17 protein-coding genes and 1 pseudogene are annotated in these 16799 nt (G+C 64.6%); 9 read left to right on the top strand and 9 right to left on the bottom strand.

The features are described from left to right. Nucleotides 1-73: 73 nt before the first annotated feature. Nucleotides 74-1672, top strand: a complete 1599-nt coding sequence (locus PSUB009319_RS02140; protein WP_124380596.1) for a hypothetical protein — start codon at nucleotides 74-76, stop codon at nucleotides 1670-1672. A 12-nt stretch (nucleotides 1673-1684) separates the two neighbouring features. Here the strand turns inward: PSUB009319_RS02140 and PSUB009319_RS02135 are convergent, their stop codons facing one another. Next, nucleotides 1685-2392: a GNAT family N-acetyltransferase gene (locus tag PSUB009319_RS02135; protein ID WP_124380595.1), complete on the bottom strand. Its 708-nt coding sequence runs from the start codon at nucleotides 2390-2392 to the stop codon at nucleotides 1685-1687. Nucleotides 2393-2631: 239 nt separating this feature from the next. Here PSUB009319_RS02135 and PSUB009319_RS02130 point away from each other — a divergent pair, with 239 nt between their 5' ends. Beyond that, on the top strand, nucleotides 2632-3363 hold the full coding sequence (locus PSUB009319_RS02130) for a hypothetical protein (RefSeq protein ID WP_260392867.1): 732 nt from the start codon (nucleotides 2632-2634) through the stop codon (nucleotides 3361-3363). Nucleotides 3364-3756: 393 nt separating this feature from the next. Here PSUB009319_RS02130 and PSUB009319_RS02125 read toward each other — a convergent pair whose 3' ends face one another. Together PSUB009319_RS02125 and PSUB009319_RS02120 are read right to left on the bottom strand one after the other, a co-directional pair. Next, complete coding sequence (locus PSUB009319_RS02125) at nucleotides 3757-4311, bottom strand: NADPH-dependent FMN reductase (protein WP_124380594.1); 555 nt, start codon at nucleotides 4309-4311, stop codon at nucleotides 3757-3759. Between the two features lie 43 nt (nucleotides 4312-4354). Continuing rightward, nucleotides 4355-5572 (bottom strand): cation:proton antiporter, encoded by a 1218-nt coding sequence (locus PSUB009319_RS02120; RefSeq protein ID WP_124380593.1) that lies wholly within the window; start codon nucleotides 5570-5572, stop codon nucleotides 4355-4357. Nucleotides 5573-5814: 242 nt separating this feature from the next. On the opposite strand from PSUB009319_RS02120, the gene PSUB009319_RS02115 reads away from it, so the two are divergent. The 4 genes from PSUB009319_RS02115 to PSUB009319_RS02100 are packed head-to-tail and all read left to right on the top strand — an operon-like array spanning nucleotide 5815 to nucleotide 8648. After that, the gene (locus PSUB009319_RS02115; protein ID WP_124380592.1) at nucleotides 5815-6579 is read left to right on the top strand and encodes a CoA transferase subunit A; all 765 of its coding nucleotides are present in this window, start codon (nucleotides 5815-5817) and stop codon (nucleotides 6577-6579) included. A gap of 29 nt (nucleotides 6580-6608) precedes the next feature. Further along, complete coding sequence (locus tag PSUB009319_RS02110) at nucleotides 6609-7292, top strand: 3-oxoacid CoA-transferase subunit B (protein ID WP_124380591.1); 684 nt, start codon at nucleotides 6609-6611, stop codon at nucleotides 7290-7292. A gap of 23 nt (nucleotides 7293-7315) precedes the next feature. Continuing rightward, nucleotides 7316-7951, top strand: a complete 636-nt coding sequence (locus tag PSUB009319_RS02105) for a 2-hydroxychromene-2-carboxylate isomerase (protein WP_124380590.1) — start codon at nucleotides 7316-7318, stop codon at nucleotides 7949-7951. Continuing rightward, nucleotides 7944-8648, top strand: a complete 705-nt coding sequence (locus PSUB009319_RS02100) for a Crp/Fnr family transcriptional regulator (protein WP_124380589.1) — start codon at nucleotides 7944-7946, stop codon at nucleotides 8646-8648. Before PSUB009319_RS02105 ends, PSUB009319_RS02100 begins: the two co-directional genes overlap by 8 nt. A 7-nt stretch (nucleotides 8649-8655) precedes the next feature. Here PSUB009319_RS02100 and PSUB009319_RS23090 read toward each other — a convergent pair whose 3' ends face one another. The 6 genes and pseudogenes from PSUB009319_RS23090 to nirK all read right to left on the bottom strand — a co-directional run bounded on the left by PSUB009319_RS23090 (nucleotide 8656) and on the right by nirK (nucleotide 13026). Continuing rightward, nucleotides 8656-8781 carry a hypothetical protein gene (locus PSUB009319_RS23090; RefSeq protein ID WP_260392866.1) on the bottom strand — a complete coding sequence of 42 codons (126 nt, stop codon included), beginning with the start codon at nucleotides 8779-8781 and terminating at the stop codon, nucleotides 8656-8658. A gap of 114 nt (nucleotides 8782-8895) precedes the next feature. Continuing rightward, nucleotides 8896-9849 (bottom strand): AEC family transporter, encoded by a 954-nt coding sequence (locus tag PSUB009319_RS02095; protein WP_124380588.1) that lies wholly within the window; start codon nucleotides 9847-9849, stop codon nucleotides 8896-8898. 131 nt (nucleotides 9850-9980) lie between these two features. Then, nucleotides 9981-10085, bottom strand: a pseudogene (locus tag PSUB009319_RS23085) (LysR family transcriptional regulator); the annotation flags it as partial. Between the two features lie 34 nt (nucleotides 10086-10119). Continuing rightward, complete coding sequence (locus PSUB009319_RS02085) at nucleotides 10120-10710, bottom strand: SCO family protein (RefSeq protein WP_124380587.1); 591 nt, start codon at nucleotides 10708-10710, stop codon at nucleotides 10120-10122. Further along, entirely contained in the window at nucleotides 10707-11468 is a 762-nt protein-coding gene (locus tag PSUB009319_RS02080; RefSeq protein ID WP_260392873.1) for a formylglycine-generating enzyme family protein, read from the bottom strand. The genes PSUB009319_RS02085 and PSUB009319_RS02080 overlap by 4 nt, the downstream gene beginning before the upstream one ends. 58 nt (nucleotides 11469-11526) lie before the next feature. Continuing rightward, nucleotides 11527-13026, bottom strand: coding sequence for a copper-containing nitrite reductase (gene nirK / locus PSUB009319_RS02075; protein WP_124380585.1), 1500 nt, complete (start codon nucleotides 13024-13026; stop codon nucleotides 11527-11529). A gap of 273 nt (nucleotides 13027-13299) precedes the next feature. Here nirK and PSUB009319_RS02070 point away from each other — a divergent pair, with 273 nt between their 5' ends. From PSUB009319_RS02070 to PSUB009319_RS02060, 3 genes are all read left to right on the top strand, one after another. Continuing rightward, nucleotides 13300-13590, top strand: a complete 291-nt coding sequence (locus tag PSUB009319_RS02070) for a DUF2249 domain-containing protein (protein WP_124380584.1) — start codon at nucleotides 13300-13302, stop codon at nucleotides 13588-13590. Nucleotides 13591-13622: 32 nt separating this feature from the next. After that, the gene (locus tag PSUB009319_RS02065) at nucleotides 13623-15899 is read left to right on the top strand and encodes a nitric-oxide reductase large subunit (protein ID WP_124380583.1); all 2277 of its coding nucleotides are present in this window, start codon (nucleotides 13623-13625) and stop codon (nucleotides 15897-15899) included. A gap of 147 nt (nucleotides 15900-16046) precedes the next feature. Then, nucleotides 16047-16769 carry a GntR family transcriptional regulator gene (locus PSUB009319_RS02060; RefSeq protein WP_124380582.1) on the top strand — a complete coding sequence of 241 codons (723 nt, stop codon included), beginning with the start codon at nucleotides 16047-16049 and terminating at the stop codon, nucleotides 16767-16769. The last annotated feature ends 30 nt before the right edge of the window (nucleotides 16770-16799 follow it).

Here is a 16799-nt window from a genome sequence, read left to right as displayed (position 1 = left end):
GGGGACGCCAGCTTGCGGTGCTGACAGCGACAATCGCCGCGCCGCTATCCCGTGTGCGGCATCGAGAACACGCATGACCTCCGCCGCCAGCGACGCCCTGCCCCCAACCGTCCCCACCGATCCGCATCGGCAACGCGCACCATCGCGCAATTTCTTTGCACGCCACTGGCGCGGCGATTACGGCCTTGCGCGCTCGTACTGGCTGCACACGGCGCTGATGCAATTTGGCATGGTGGCGCTCAGTGCCGGCGTCACGCATGCGCTGGCGCATAACGCACCGGCGCGCGCGGCCTCATCGGCGCTGCTCGTGATTTACGTGATGGGATTGGCGCTGTGGATCTGGGCGGTGGTGGGCACCTGGCGCTCTGCCGATCGCGAGCAGGCGCGCAGCCGGCGCGCTGGCTTGTCGAACCCGTGGCCGCTGATCGCCAAGGTAATGATCGTGCTGGGCGCCGTGGGCACAAGCTCGCGCGTCATCAGCGATGGCCCGCGCCTGGGCGCGCACCTGCGCACGGCGCTGGGTGAACAGGCGGCGTCTCCGTTTACGGTGATCCCGCAGCGCGATGGGCGCGCCATTCTCTTCAATGGCGGCATCAACGATGGCGCAGCCGACGCACTGGAAACCGCGCTGCGCAAGGCGCCAAACGCCACGGCCGTTGTGCTGCGCTCCGAAGGCGGCTGGCTGCGCGAAGGCACGCTGATGGCAGACGTCATCCGCCGTCACCATCTGCAAACGTATGTCGAGCGGGCCTGCGCTTCGGCCTGCACCATCGCGTTCCTGGCAGGCGTTGACCGCGCCGCCGCACCGGGCGCACGCATCGGCTTCCACCGTCCGCGCGCGGTTGGCGCCGACCACGATCAGACCCCCGGCGCCATCGACAGCGAACTCTGGCTTGCTTACGCAGACGCTGGCCTGCCCGATGCTTTCGTGCGCCGCGTGCAAAACACGCCGTTTGACCAGATGTGGTTTCCGACGGCGCAGGAGTTACTGGCCAACCACATCGTCACGCGCACGTCGCCCGGCGGTGAATACGCAACCATGGCCACACAGTTGCGCACCAGAGAAGCCCTGGCCACAGAACTGCGCAGCGCCCCGCTGTATGCGGCACTGGAACGCAAATATCCCGCGCATTTCAGCCGCTTGATCGACGCACTGTGGCCCGAACTGCAGCGCAATGCTACCGACGCGCAGGCCGAGGCCCTGCTACGCGGGCAGACGGGCAAGCTGTATCGCGCGCTGATTCCGACTGCCCCCAACGCGCTGCTCTTTGCCAACGCACAACTCACGCTTGAACAGGCCCAGGCCCTGCAACGCGTGAGCCCCGAAGCCTGCGTGGCATACCTGGATGGCACGTCCGGAGCAAGCGCTGCTGCCGCACGGTTGCCGCGCGCGCTGGTGAAGCGCGAGCAGGCCTTGTTCTCAGACCTGATGCAGGCAGCCGACCCCGACCACGCACCAGTTGTCACGCGCGCACAGACCCTGCCGGCGCTACAACTGGCCGTAGCCGCGCTACCGCTGGATGAACAGCGCGTGCTGACCTTGCCCGCGTTGCGCCACACCGCGCCGCCGGCCGAACGCTGCCGGGCGCTGATCGGGTTCTCCCGCTCCATCCTCGCGCTGCCGGAAACCGAACGCGCGCTCGCGCTGCGCGGCATGTACGCCGAAGCGTAGCAAGCAAGACGCTTAAGCCGAACGCAACACAGCCAGCGACGCGCGCTGGCGCCCCTGCGCATCAAAGTTGCCCGGCGCCAGCCATTGCTCGAATGCGGCCCGCAACAACGGCCAATCCGCATCAATGATCGAGAACCACGCGGTATCGCGGCTGCGCGCCTTGTAGACCACCGCTTGGCGGAAGATGCCCTCGAACTGGAAACCCAGCCGCTGCGCGGTCTGTCGCGATGGCGCATTGAGGCTGTCGCACTTCCACTCGTAGCGGCGGTAGCCCAGGTCTTCAAAGACGTGCTTCATCAGCAGGAACTGCGCCTCTGTCGAAGCCGGCGTGCGTTGCAGCAGCGGCGAGAACGTAACCGCCCCCACCTCCACCACGCCGTGGTCTGGCGTGATGCGCATCAGCGCCAGCGTGCCGACAGGGCGATCGGTGCGCGCGTCGATCACGGCGTATTGCAGCGGATCACGCTTGGCCGCAATGCGTTCGATATAGGCGCGATGCGCTGCGATGTCGGCAAACGGGCCTTCCACCATATATGTCCAGACGCGGTCATCCGGCGCCTGGCTGAACGCTTCGAACAGCGCTTCGGCATGGCGAGCAGCGTCGAGTGGTTCGAGCCGGCAATAGCGGCCAGTGAGCGGTGTGTGCGGCGGTAGCGGGCGGGCAGTCCAGCCGGCCAGCGGCGTGCCGATGGGCTGCTCATAAGCGTTGAGCGTGGTCATGCGTGAAACCCCGATCGAAAAACAGCATAGAGCCGTTCACTCTATCGAATCTGCTGGCTCCATGAAAAGAGCCATGCAAACACACCTGGGTAGAGCCACGCCAACATCCCCACACGCGGATTAATCCATTCGATGCCCCGCCACACGCCGCTGGCGCTCGTGCATGCAAGTCGATATGTTGATGGCGAGCAATTCGGCGCCGCGAATACGCGCGGGCATAGGCATTGCTGTAGAGGGGCATGAACGCGCCCACGGAACTGTCCGCCATCTTTTCTGCCAGGAGCCCGCGAGTGGCGCCGTTAATCACAGCGTGGTACCGCCGCACCCACCGCGTCCGGTACGCATGCGCAGCCGCGTGGATCGCCCTTGCCGGCATCGCGCCGTGGGGCCCCACTTGGGCGGCGCCCAGGTTCGCCTACCCCGTCACGCAGCGCATTGACGCCGGTGCGAGCATTGCCGTACCGCGCACGTGGGGCCCGTTGCGGCTAACCAACGACACGCCCATTCCCTCGGTTCTCACCACCATCAACTCGCCGTTCGGGCCGTCGCGACTGGTATTTGCGCAACAGACCGTAGCGCCGGAGAGCTTCGCGCTGGTCACGGTACGCAAATCCGATTTCGACAAAGGCACGCCGGCTTATCTGGAAACCCTGCGCCCGCGCGATCTGGCAATCCTGCTCAATCACATGGAATCGCGCGTGCATGGCGATCGCCCGGCCTGGGCCACCCGCCTGGTGCGCGGCAAGGCCCCGATGCAGCAGATGCTTGCCGGGCGCCGGGTGATCTATTGGGAAGGTGAATGGAACACGTCCGCTGCCAGAACCGTCGTGGTTCGCGGGTATGCCTTCTTCGGCAATGGCGCGGTTTATCTGCTGCGCATATTCGGCACCGCGGGGCGCAGCAATCCTGTGGAGTTTGCCGAAGAGGCGCGTTTTGCCGACTTGGTGGCTGCGACTTTCCGCACGAAATAGTCGCTGCATTGTTGCAATGCAACAACACGCGTAGGCCGCGCGCCTGCCCCGCCGCACAAGCGCAGCCCCATTCACGCAAGCGCTGAAATTTGTTGTTACTCTTGGAACAGTCTGTTCACCCGCCATCGTATTGTTCTGGCGCACTGCAACACCTAAACTTCCTAACAGTTGTTCAGACATCGATTGCCTGAACAAGCAATGCAAGTGTTGTAAGGAGAACAATGATGAAATGGTTGGATATTGGCGCCGTCATGGCCGCCTGGATTGCAAGCTGCGTGGCAGCAGGTTGGCTCATCAGCGCCGCCGCCTTCCTGGCCTAATGCTCCAGAAGGCAAAACGGCCGAGCGGGAACCCCTTCCCCGCCCGGCCCTGAATACCCGGTTGATCGATTCGTCAGACTGGCTGTTGACCTGCCCACTGGACGAATCGGTCGACAAATCCCTGCAAGAACTGGCGCGTACGCGCATCTGTCACCCCGCCCTGGGCATCGAAGGGCTCCCCCGCAAAGTGGAAGAACACCTCCGGCAACGGCAAGACCTTCACGCCGACCGCCGCGAGCACATTGCGCAACTGCGCCTGTGACAACGCCGTGCCGATTGCGCCCGGCGATGCGCCCGCAATGCCCGCCGGCTTGCCGCCCCACACGCTCTGGCCATACGGCCGCGAACCCCAGTCGATGGCGTTCTTCAGCACGCCCGGCGTGCCGCGGTTGTATTCCGGCGTGACAAACAGAATGGCGTCCACACCCGCCACAGCAGTCTTGAAGCGCTGCACGGGCTCAGGCAGGTTGGCATCCAGATCCTGGTTGTAGAGCGGCAGCTCGCCAATCTCGATAAACTGCGCCGTCGCCCCAGACGGCAGCAGACCCACCAGCGCCTGCGCCAGTTGGCGGTTGAACGACGCCTTGCGCAGGCTGCCGACGATCACTCCGATAGTCAGATTGCTCATAAACACTCCTCGCTTGCAAAACAGTTCAAAACGGCCTCGATGCTCAGTCCACCGCCGCCGGCTCTGGGGCCACCTCGCGCTTGAGGCGGTTGATCAGGGCGAACATCAGCGGGTTCAGCAGAATCGACAGAATCGCCGCTGACAACAGCAGCCCACGCGCACGGTCAGGCAGGATTTCCAGGCTGATCCCCAGCCCGATCAGGATGAACGAAAACTCGCCGATCTGCGCGAGGCTAGCCGAAATCGTGAGCGCGGTGCGGTTGCCGTGGCCAAACGCGCGCACCACCGCAAACGCCGCCAGCGACTTGCCCACCACGACGATCAGGACCGTGCCCAGCACCGCCCAGGTGTCTTCAATCAGCACGCGGGGGTCAAACAACATGCCCACCGACACGAAGAACAGCACCGCAAATGCATCGCGCAGCGGCAGCGATTCTTCCGCCGCGCGTTGGCTGAACTCCGACTCCGCCAGCACCATGCCCGCGAAGAACGCACCCAGCGCGAACGACACGCCAAACAGCACCGTCGCACCATAGGCCACACCCAGCGCTGTGGCCAGCACGCCCAGCCGGAACAACTCGCGGCTGCCCGTCATGACAATGCGCTCCAGCATCCACGGGATCACGCGGCGGCCCACCACCAGCATCAGCGCGGCAAACGCCACCACCTTCGACAGCGTGATCGCCAGCACCTTGATGATGTCCCACGCGCTGACCGCCGTGCTGCCGGCGCCGCCCAGTGCACCGGCCAAGGCCGGCAGCAGCACGAGGGTCACCACCATCACGAGGTCTTCCACGATCAGCCAGCCGACGGCGATATGGCCTTCGTGCGAGTTCTCAATGCCACGATCCTCCAGCGCCTTGAGCAATACCACCGTGCTCGCCACCGACAGCGCCAGGCCGAACACCAGCCCTGGGCCGCCATCCCAGCCGAGCAGCCACGCCAGCCCCATCCCCATGAGCGTGGCCAGCGCGATCTGCCCGATCGCCCCCGGAATGGCGATGGCCTTGACCGCCAGCAACTCCTTCATCGAGAAGTGCAGCCCCACCCCGAACATCAGCAGGATCACGCCCAGCTCGGCCAGTTGCGGCGCGAGACTCTGGTCTGCCACAAACCCCGGCGTGAACGGCCCCGCCACCACGCCCGCCACCAGGTAGCCCACCAGCGGCGGCAGCCGCAAGCGCTGCGCAATGGTGCCAAAGATGAAGGCCAGCACCAAGCCGCCGATGATGGTGGAGATGAGCGGGGTGTCGACGTGCATGCGTTCCTGTGACGTTGATGTGGATGTGAAAACGGATTGGACAGCAGAACAGCGGAATGGGCCTGACCGGCCCTGGTGCGACAACGGTGGCGCCTGTTTGTTCACTTGGCGTCACAACTATAAGGGGTGGCACCCGCCAAACCTTACGAAGCAAATGTCATGCAGAAGACATCGCAGCAGAAGCGCCGCTCCTACACTGCGCCGCAGACCCGCTCTCCAGCGCGGCCCCAAGGAGACAACACATGCGCTACGCCAACAAAGTCCTTTCCGTGGACGAGGCCATCGCCCACATCCGCAGCGGCACCCGCCTGATGCTGGGCGAATTCGTGGGCGCCGGCGAGCCGGCCTGCTGCATCGAGGCACTGCTCGCCAGCGGCATCAATCAGCTCACGCTCATCACCAACACGCCGGGGCTGCGCGGCGGCTTTCTCAAGGCCAGGTTGTTTGCCTCGGGCCAATTGGCCGAGTTCATTGGCACGCACGTGGGTACCACCGATGAATCGACGCAGGCCTACCTGACCGACGCCGTGCGCGTGGCCGAGTTTTTCCCGATGGGCACCTGGGCCGAGAAAGTGCGCGCTGGCGCGCTGGGCCTGGGCGGCGCGCTTGTGCCGGTGGGCGTGGGCATCCTCGATCAGCCGGGGATGTTCCCCGCGCGCGGCGCACCCAAGCCGACGCTCACCGTGGACGGCATGACCTGCTTCGTCGAGCCGCCGCTGCGCGCCGACGTGTCGATCATCAAGGGCTGGCGGGCCGATACTTTCGGCAACGTGGAGTTTCGCGGCACGGCACTGCAAAACCAGCGCGATATCGCCATGGCGGGCGACTACACGATCGTCGAGGTAAACGAGATCGTGGAGGTGGGCACGATTGCGCCGGAGCGCGTCGGCTGCCCAGGCGTGTTCGTCAATGCCGTGGTGCAGGGGCTGTCGCTCGAAGACCAGCACGCGCTCTACAAGCAGCACTGGACCAAGCTCGGCCGCCTGCCCACTGCCGCTGAAGCCTGACCGCTGCTCACCACAACAAGGAGACCGTCATGCACGCGCTGCCCGAAACACCTAAACAACGCATCGCCGCCCGCTGCGCGCAGGAATTGCGCGCGGGTGAAGTCGTCAACCTCGGCCTGGGTATTCCGACGCTCACGGCCAACTACCTGGACGCCGATACCGGCGTCATCTTCCACACCGAGAACGGCGCCTTCGGCTTTGGCGGGCGCCCGTCGCTGGATGCCATCGACAGCGACCTCACCAACGCCGGCTGCGAGCCCATCACGCTGATACCCGGCGCCGCGCTCATGGACCTTGCTACCTCGCTGGGTGCCATGCGCAACGGCTATATCGATGTGACCATCCTTGGTGCCCTGCAAGTGGATGCGCTGGGCAACCTCGCCAACTGGGCGTGCGATCGCAACGGCAAGTGGTGGCCCGGCATTGGCGGGGCGATGGACCTGTGCTACGGCACGCGCAAAGTGATTGCCGCGCTGGCGCATACCGACAAGCACGGCAACTCAAAGATCCTGCCACGCTGCACGCTGCCACTCACGGGCCAAGGCTGCGTGAAAGTCATCGTGACCGAGCACGCCGTGTTTGATGTGACCGAGAGCGGGCTCGTGCTGCGTGAAATCCTCTCGCATGCGACACTCGACGACATTCGCGCCATGACGGCGGCACCGTTCACGCTGGCGTCGCTGCTGCAGATGCCCGTACCGCTTGATGCTTGATGCTTGATGCTTGAGGAGCGTCCATGTCCACCACTGTCGATTGGTTCTTCGATGTCATCTCACCGTTTGCCTATCTGCAGCTTGAGCAGTTGGACGCGCTGCAGAAGGCCAACGACATCGTCATCCGCCCACGCCCGCTGGTGCTGGGCGCGCTGCTGAACCACTGGGGCCAGAAGGGCCCGGCCGAGATCGCCTCCAAGCGCGTGTTCACGTATCGGCATGCGCTGTTCCGTGCGCAGCAACTGGGCATTGCGTTTCGCATGCCGCCCGCACACCCATTCAACCCGATCAAGGCACTGCGGCTGACGATTGCGATGGGGGGCTCGCTTGATGCCGTGCGCGCGGTGTTCCAATACATCTGGCGCGAGGGCAACGATGTCGCATCGCCCGAAGGTTTTGCAGCGCTGTGCGAGGCGGTGGGGTTTTCGGAAGGCGTCAGGGCGGTCGACCAACCTGCCGTAAAAGACGCCCTGCGTGCGCACACCGATGCGGCCATCGCGCTTGGCGTTTTTGGGGTGCCTACGCTGGTGCACAACGGCGAGCTGTTCTGGGGCGAAGACGCTAGCGGCATGTTCCTGCAGAGCCTGCGTGATGGGTGGCTCGCCACGCCCGAAGCGCAGCGGGTGAGCACATTGCCGGTAGGTATACAGCGTGGCTGAACACGACACCAACTCGCACCCCGGCATCAGCCGCGCACGGCTGGCGCATATCGCTGCGTGGTCGATTGATCTGCCTGCCGGCGAGGCAGACCGGGCCTGCGCCGGCATCGTTGAAAAAACCTACGCACGCGGCGCCTGCATTTGCCCGAAGAACACGCTGCTGGAAAGCTGGACGGGCGTGGTCACGGGCCTCATCAAGATCGGCACGGTGTCGCCGGAGGGCCGCAGCGTCACGTTTACCGGGGTGCCTGCCGGCGGCTGGTTTGGCGAGGGCACGGTGCTCAAGAATGAGCCGCGCCGCTACGACATCGTCGCGTTGCGCGACACACGCATGGCGTTCATGGACCGCACCACCTTCATGTGGCTGGTGGAGAACAGCGTGGCATTCAACCGCTTTCTGGTGCAGCAGCTCAACGAGCGGCTCGGGCACTTCATGGCGCTGCTCGAATATGACCGCCTGCTCGACGTTACGCCGCGTTTGGCGCGCTGCATTGCGTCGTTGTTCAACCCGGTGCTGTACCCCGGCGCGGGCGACCATCTGGAGATCACGCAGGAAGAACTCGGCTTGCTCTCGGGGATGACGCGGCAGGTTGCCAACCAATCACTCAAGGCGCTGGAAAAGGACGGCGTGGTGCGGCTGGAATACGGCGGCGTGACGGTCGTGGACCTTGATCGGCTGCGCACTTACGGCGCTTGATGCCCCCTCACAACTGCCCGGCCAGCACGACCTTGCCGGCCTGCAGCAGCAGCTTCACGTTGGCCCCATCGGCAAAGGTGCCTTGCACGATCACCACGAACGGTCGACTGGCGTCGGCTGCGGTATCGGGCACAACCTGCCGCAAGCCGCGCCGAAGGCTTCTGTGCAAGCCATGCTGGATGTGGTGCGCCTCTGAAACATCAGGGCGTGCTGGTGGCGATGCGCATGTGCATCACCGCATCCGGCCTCACAGCGCCGAGAGCAGCCCCTGAGGCAACCCGCGTGTGAGCGCCAGCAGCGTCATCACGGCCGGCATTGCGGCGGCGGCGAGCACCGTCTGCGCAGCGGTGATGCCAGCCATGAGCGGCGCATCCCCACCCAACTGGCGCGCCATGATGTACGAGGACGACGCCGTTGGCAGCGCCTGGAACAGCAACGCCACCAGCAACGCCACATCCGTCAGGCCGAACACGTGGCCCACCGTGAGCGTCAGCACCGGCATGGCCAGGAACTTGACGACCGACGACACGAACACCGGCTGCGCCCACGAACGCACACCACTGAAGTTCAGCGCGGCCCCCACGCACAGCAGGCCAAGCGGCATCGACGCCACGCCCAGCGCGCGCACGGCGGGCTCGATCAGGGCCGGCACCTGCATGCCTGTGGCCTGCATGCCGATGCCGATCACGCACGCCACCACCAGCGGGTTCGTCACGATCTGCCGCAGCAGTGCTTTGCCCCCGAACCGCACGGTGCCGTAGCGCGCAAACACCAGCACGCACAGCAGATTGACGGTCGGCACGATGGCGGCATTGCACACGGCGGCCAGCGCGATGCCCTTCGCGCCGAACATGCCCGCCGCCAGCGACACGCCCACGTAGTTGTTGAAACGCACCGCGCCCTGAAACACCGAGGTAAAGGCCGCACCGTCTACGGGCATCCAGCGCCGTGTCAGCACCAGCGCCACGGCGACGGTGACAGTTGCCGCAATCAACGTGGCCGCCAGCGGCAGCACCGGCAAGGCCTGCACATGCGCACTCGCCAAGCCATGCATGAACAGCGCGGGCAAGAGGATGTAGTAGCAGAGGCGCTCGGCCTGCGGCCAGAAGGCGTCTGCAATGAAGCCGGTGTGCCTGAGCCCGTATCCAAGCGCAACGAGGAGCGCCACCGGCGCCAGCGCCAACAGAATCGCGGCGGTCATGGCTGGGCTCCGGTGCAGCGGGATGAAGCAAGAAGAAAGGCGGGGAACAGCATGGCGGTGCTCGGCAAGAACAGGAACATCGCCAAGCTATCACGCACTGGTCGCAGCAATAATTTTGATTGATCGACCAATCAACAAGAAATTCTCATGGCAGACGCCATGACCGCATCGGCCAATGCCTGCGTGAAGCGCTGTGCCGGACGGGACTGATGCTCCAGCAACACAACCGCGCGGTTCCATCGACTCCGCCCGGGAGAACGCCGGTTGACCTTAGCGCTGCTGCGCAGCCACCAGCTTGCGCATGGCATCGACCAGCTTCGGATCCACGGCGCCCAGCGTGTTGGTACGGGCGTTGATGCGTCCTTCCGCATCCAGCAACAGGATCGTGCTGGAGTGGTTGAAATCGCCATCGGCCAGGCGGCGGTACTGCACGCCCAGCAACGCAGCCACTTCGCGCGTTCCGCTGGCGTTGGCGCGGGCGACTTGCCAGTGCGCATCGGCATTGTGCGCGGCGGCGGTTTTCTTGAGTACGGCAACCGAATCGCGCTCCGGGTCCACCGTCACCATCAGCACGCGCACGCCGTCCTGCGCGGGCTTGCCGCCCTTGGCCAGCGTGGCACGGATGGTCTCGAAGATCATCGGGCAGACCATCTGGCAGGATGAATAAAACATGCTCACGAGCACAGGCTCACCGCGCAAGTCGGCCAGGTGAAAGACGTGGCCATTCTGGTCGGTCAATGCCACATCTGACTGATACAGCGAGCCAGAGGTGACCGGCGGCCCCGCGGCAATGGCGCCGGCAGTCGCACCGGTCAACAGGAACGCCACCAGGGCGCGCCGAATGAAGGTCAGGAAAGTCATGGATGGTCTCCATTGAGGGATCGGGCGCAGCGGAAGCCAAGGCTGCCCGTGGCATCTGCGCCTTCGAGTGAGGACAGCAGCGCCACGCGCATCAGCACGGCGTAGCTGTCGCGGCGCACGATGCTGATGGCACCGGCACCGCAGAACTTCTGTTTGTCGGGGTCGCCCTGGGTGCGGCTGTCTCCGGCAATGAACAGCGCGTTGAAATCGTCGACCCATTCCCAGATCAGGCCATGCAGGTCGCGCACGCCGTGCACATCTGCCGGGCCGCCCACCGGTGGCAGCACACGCGTGGCCGGCCGTTCGTACCAGCCGAGAATGCGCTGCGCCCATTGCGGGTCGTCACGTGCGTCGGCACGGGTGGCGTCAGCCGCGGCGGCGGATTCCCACTCCAGCCAAGTCGGCAGCCGTGCACCTTCGCTTTCGCAATAGGCGCGGGCGGCAAACCAGCTCACCCCCGTGACCGGGGCCTGCGGCGAGGCCTGCGCGTCAGGGTGTGTCGCGTCGGCCCAGTCTGCAAGGTAAGCCTTGCCGGCAAACACCTGTGGCACACGGCCGCGCTGCCAGGCCTCGTGGCTTTGCACAAAGGCCTGGAACTCGCCAATGGTGACTGGCGTGGTACGCAGCGCAAACGGCTCGATATGCACCCGCTGCGGCTGCCCCGGTGCGTTCTGGGGCAGCACGCTGTCAAAGTCGCCGCCGGGCAACCGCACATAGTCGGCACCCTGTGCGGCGGCACTGGTCAGTGCCATCAGCATGGCTGCGAGCGTGGCAGCAGAGCGCAAGGTCAGGCGGGCCATGATCGTGCATGTCAGGTCAATGTTCGGCCACGGCCTTGGCCGGCGCCGGTTGGGCACGCACCGCCTTAACGTCGTCCGCGCTCACGCGACCGCCCGGGTTGTCCCAACTGTTGAGCACGTAGGTCAGGATGTTGGCAACCTCGTCGTCATTGAGCTGCGTCATCGGCGGCATGACGGAGTCGTATTCCTGGCCGTTGACCTTGATCTTGCCGTTCAGGCCGTGCAGCACGATGTTCATGGCGCGCTTCGGGTCTGCGGCCAGGAAGTCCGACTTGGCCAGCGGCGGGAACACACCCGGCAGACCTGCACCGTTGCCCTGGTGGCACACCGAGCACGTGCCCGCAAACAACGCACGTCCGGCATTCACCTGATCCTGCACCGACAGCGTGCCCGACACCGATGCCTGTGTCGCCTTGGTTACAGCAGCCAGGTTCGGGCCTGCGCGGTCACCCAGGTAGACAGAATCCAGCTCCTTGCCCGAATACACGAGCTTGTTCTCCGGACCATCGACCTTGAGGATGGCCAGTGCGCCCTTGTTGAAGGCACGGAAGATCGAGTGGTCGACCAGCACATAGCTGCCGGGCACCCGCGCGGTGAACTTCACCACCGCCGCGCCACCCGCGGGGATCAGTGTGGTCTGCACGTTCTTCTGCACATTGGTGCCGCCCTCGTAACGCACCTGGTCAAAAATGGCGCCAATCACGTGGAAGCTCGACACCAGGTTCGGCCCGCCGTTGCCAACGAAGATGCGCACGGTCTCGCCCACCTTGGCGCGCAGTGCCTTGTCGCCAGTGAGCGCGCCTTCTGCGCCGTTGAAGAGCACGTAGCTCGGGCGTTCATCAATGGCCTTTTCCATGTCGAAGGGCTGCAAGCCCTTCTCACGATATTTGCCGGCAGTGTAGAAGTCGCCCTGCATGACGTAGTACTCGTGATCGACCTTGGGCAAGCCTTCGGGCGGTTCGACCAGGATCAGGCCGTACATGCCGTTGGCAATGTGCATGCCCACTGGCGCGGTGGCGCAGTGGTAGACGTAGATGCCCTCGTTGAGCGCCTTGAAGGTGAACTGCGATTCATGGCCCGGTGCGGTGAAGCTTGACGCTGCGCCGCCGCCCGGCCCGGTCACGCCGTGCAGATCGATGTTGTGCGGCATCTTGCTGTTCGGGTGGTTCTTGAGGTGGAACTCCACCGTATCGCCCTGCCGCACGCGGATGAAGCTGCCGGGCACGGTGCCCCCGAACGTCCAGAAGGTGTAGCTGACCCCTTCGGAGATCTGCATTTCCTTCTCGACCACTTCCAGTTCCACGATGACTTTGGCCGGATAGTTGCGATTGACCGGCGGCGGCACCAGCGGCGGGCTGGTGAGCACGGCGTGGATGGGTTCGCCCCGTGGCGGACCAAAATCACCCGGTAGTTTGGCGCTGGCGGCGCGCGCTGCGGTGCCCGCCAGCACGGCGCCCAGCATCATCGAAATCAGGCCCGCGCGCATCAAGCCACGGACAGTGTGAAGACGGCTCATTTTTTCCCCCGTGTATCGGTGTGGTGTCGTCCACTCCACGTTATGACGTGCCCGCCGGGAGAGTTTTGATACAGAGCAAACGAAATCAGGCGCTTTAGGGGGCATCTGGGCTGCCGGGGTTCCCGCCATGCCAGTTGCAGCCTGGATTACCGTATCAAGATCGCCACAAAACAAGCATCTGATATACATCAATAACCGCGGAGATTCCTCTGGGTACTATAGTTGCATCTCCAATGCATCTTTATTGATGCGATACCCACAGAGGGAATCCCCATGACACAGTCCGCCTCGTCCATCCAGCTTGATCTGCGCTTGCTGGCGCCGCGCGAGCGCCATCCGCTGATCTTCTCCGCCTTTGGGGAACTCGGCATCGGCCAGAGCCTGGAGCTGATCAACGATCACGATCCGCGCCCGCTGCAGTCGCAGTTTCAAGTCGAGCGCCCGGGGCAGTTTTCCTGGGACTACCTTGAGCGCGGCCCCGCCACGTGGCGTGTTGCCATTACCAAGGTGGCGTCTGCCGCCAGTGCCGGCCACTGCTGTGGCGGCTGCGGTGGTGGTGCCTGAATTTCCGACTGCATCCTGCAAGGAACCTTGTCATGAAAACCAACCAAAGGCTGTGGCGGTGGCTCGGCCTGATCTTCATCCTGTCGTTCGGGGCATTGGGCTATCTGGGCCGGCAAATCTATCTGGCAGCACCGCCGATTCCGCATGCCGTCGTCACCTCTGTGGGCGAGGTGATCTTTACTGGCGAGCAGATCCAGCGCGGCCAGGAGGCCTGGCTGGCAGCCGGTGGCCAGCAGCTTGGCACCGTCTGGGGCCATGGCAGCTACGTTGCGCCTGACTGGTCTGCCGATTGGCTGCACCGTGAGGCTACGGCACTGCAAGCCATCCGCGCGCATCAGCAGTTCGATACCGACGCGCCGTTGACGACCGTGCAACAAGCCACCGTTGACGCCACCGTGAAGGAGGAAATGCGCCGCAATACGTACGATGCGGATCACGACATCCTGACCGTATCGCGCGAGCGCGCAGAGGCCATCCGTAGCGTTGCGCACCACTTTGAGGCACTGTTCGGCACCGATCCGACGCTGGCAACGCTGCGCGATCAGTACGCCATGGCCACCGGCGTGCTGCCGGAACAGGCCGATCGTGAAGCACTGGCAGCGTTCTTCTTCTGGACGTCGTGGGCCGCCGCCGCCGACCGCCCGGGCGAGACCGACATCTCGTACACGAGCAACTGGCCGCACGAACCGCTCGTGGGAAACACCATGACCGGCGGTGCCGCTGTGTGGTCGATGGTCAGTATCGTCCTGCTGCTGGGTGGTATTGCCGCCATGCTGTGGCTGCACGGCAGCAGCAAGCACGAAGAGGAAGAGCCGCCTCTGCCGGCCGATCCGTTCCTCAACGTGGTTGCCACGCCGTCGATGAAGGCCACGCGCAAGTACTTCTTTGCCGTGATCGGGCTGATGCTGGTGCAGATCGGCATGGGCGCCATCACCGCGCACTATGCGGTGGAAGGCGAGTCGTTCTTCGGGATTCCGCTGGCACAGGTGCTGCCGTACGTGATCAGCCGCACCGTGCATACGCAACTTGGTGTGCTGTGGATTGCCACCGCTTGGCTGGCCACGGGCCTGTATATCGCGCCGCTGCTCTCGGGGCGTGAGCCGAAGTTCCAGAAGCTCGGTGTTGACGTGCTGTTCTGGGCGCTGATCTTTATCGTGGTGGGTTCCATTGCCACGGGCTGGCTCGGCACGCTGCAGCATCGCGGTGCGGACTTCGGCTTCTGGATCGGCAACCAGGGCCTGGAATACACCAGCATGGGCCGCGTGTGGCAACTGCTGCTGTTTGTCGGGCTGCTGTTCTGGGTCGTGCTGCTCGGCCGTGCACTGTGGCCGGCACTGAAGACGCCGTCAGAATCGCGCGGGCTGATCGCCATGGTGTTCCTGTCGGCCACATGTATCGGCGGGTTCTATTCGACCTCGCTGGTGTGGGGCCAACACACGCACTATTCGATGATCGAGTACTGGCGCTGGTGGCTCGTCCACCTGTGGGTCGAGGGCTTCTTTGAAGTGTTCGCCACCGCCGTCATCGCGCTGATCTTCACGCGCCTGGGCCTGATCCGTGCCGCCAGCGCCAACCGCGCCATCGTGGCCGAGACGATCGTGTTCCTGTTCGGCGGCATCCTGGGCACGCTGCACCACCTGTACTTCACGGGGACACCGACCTCGATCATCTCGGTGGGCGCCGTGTTCTCGGCGCTGGAAGTGGTGCCGCTCTCGCTCATCGGCCTGGAAGCGCTGCAGAACTATCGCCGCACGCAAGGCACGCCGTGGCTGATCGCCTACAAGTGGCCGGTGCTGTGCTTCGTGGCCGTGGGTTTCTGGAACACCGTTGGCGCTGGCCTGCTGGGCTTTGCCATCAACCCGCCGGCTTCGCTGTACTACGTGCAGGGTCTGAACATGACGGCCGCCCACGGGCATGCAGCACTGTTCGGGGTGTACGGCATGCTCGGTATCGGCCTGATGCTGTTCTGCCTGCGTGGCCTGTATGCGCGCAGCCTGCATGCTGACCGCCTGCTCAAGCCCGCGTTCTGGGGCCTGAACATCGGCTTGGCAATGATGGTGTTCATGTCGCTGCTGCCGGCCGGTATCTACCAGGCCTGGGCCAGCGTCACCAAGGGCATGTGGTACGCCCGCTCGCCAGAGATCGTGCACTCGAAGGTGATGGAAACGCTGGTCTGGCTGCGTGTGCCGGGTGACATCGTGTTCGCCATCGGTGCGCTTGTTCTGGCCTGGTATGCGCTGCGTCTGCTGCGCCGTCCGAAAGCCCAGCAAGCGGAACCGTTGCCGGCTTCGGCTCGCGCCACCCGCTGATCTTTAACCTCTCGCAGTTCTCCCAAAACCCGCAGGGCTCGTGTCAGTCAGACCGAGCCCTGCGGGTTTTCCTGTAATGCCCGCCGCCATCAAGCTGCCTACAATGACGAGTCATATAGATGAATAGTTGACCACTTCCCGCACCTTATGCCCGCCGATCTCCGCCTGCCCCGCTACCAGCAATTGCGCGACGATCTGGCCGCGCAGATCGCCCAGCAGCACTGGCGCCCAGGCGACGCCATTCCCACCGAAGCCGAGTTGGCCAAAACCTACAACGTGGCCGTCGGCACAGTCCGCAAAGCCGTTGATGTATTGGTGGCCGAAGGCCTGCTCGAACGCTTCCAGGGCCGCGGCACTTTCGTGCGCCGGGCCAGCTTTGCCAGTTCGCTGTTCCGCTTCTTTCGCTTTCAGAGCGAAACCGGCGAGCGCCGCATCCCAGAGAGCCGCATCCTCAAGCGCGATGTGCTCGATGCACCGTCTGCGCCCGCTGCCGGCCTGCAGATCGAAACCGGCGCCCCCGTCATCCGCATGACGCGTCTGCGCTTGCTGGATGGCGCGCCATTGCTGGCCGAAGAAATCTGGCTGCCCCACGACCGCTTTGCCGACCTCGCCACGCTGGAACCTGAAGCGTTTGGCGACCTGCTCTATCCGCTCTACGAATCGCACTGCGGCCAGATCATTGCGAGCGCCGAAGAAACGCTCACCGCAGAGGCCGTCAACGCTACCTATGCACGCCTGTTGCGCATTCAGACGGGCGATCCGGTGATGGTCATCGAGCGCATCGCGCGCGGCTACGACCGCGTGCCGCTGGAATGGCGGCGCTCGCGCGGCGCGGCGGCGCACTTCCGGTATCACGTCGATATCCGATAGCCCTCGCGCGCATCCGACCGGCACGCACAA

This window comes from Ralstonia sp. SET104 (assembly GCF_003851545.1).
Taxonomy (GTDB): Bacteria; Pseudomonadota; Gammaproteobacteria; order Burkholderiales; family Burkholderiaceae; genus Ralstonia.
Note: the sequence above shows the minus strand (reverse complement) of the source record. Positions and strands in the feature narration are given on the sequence as shown.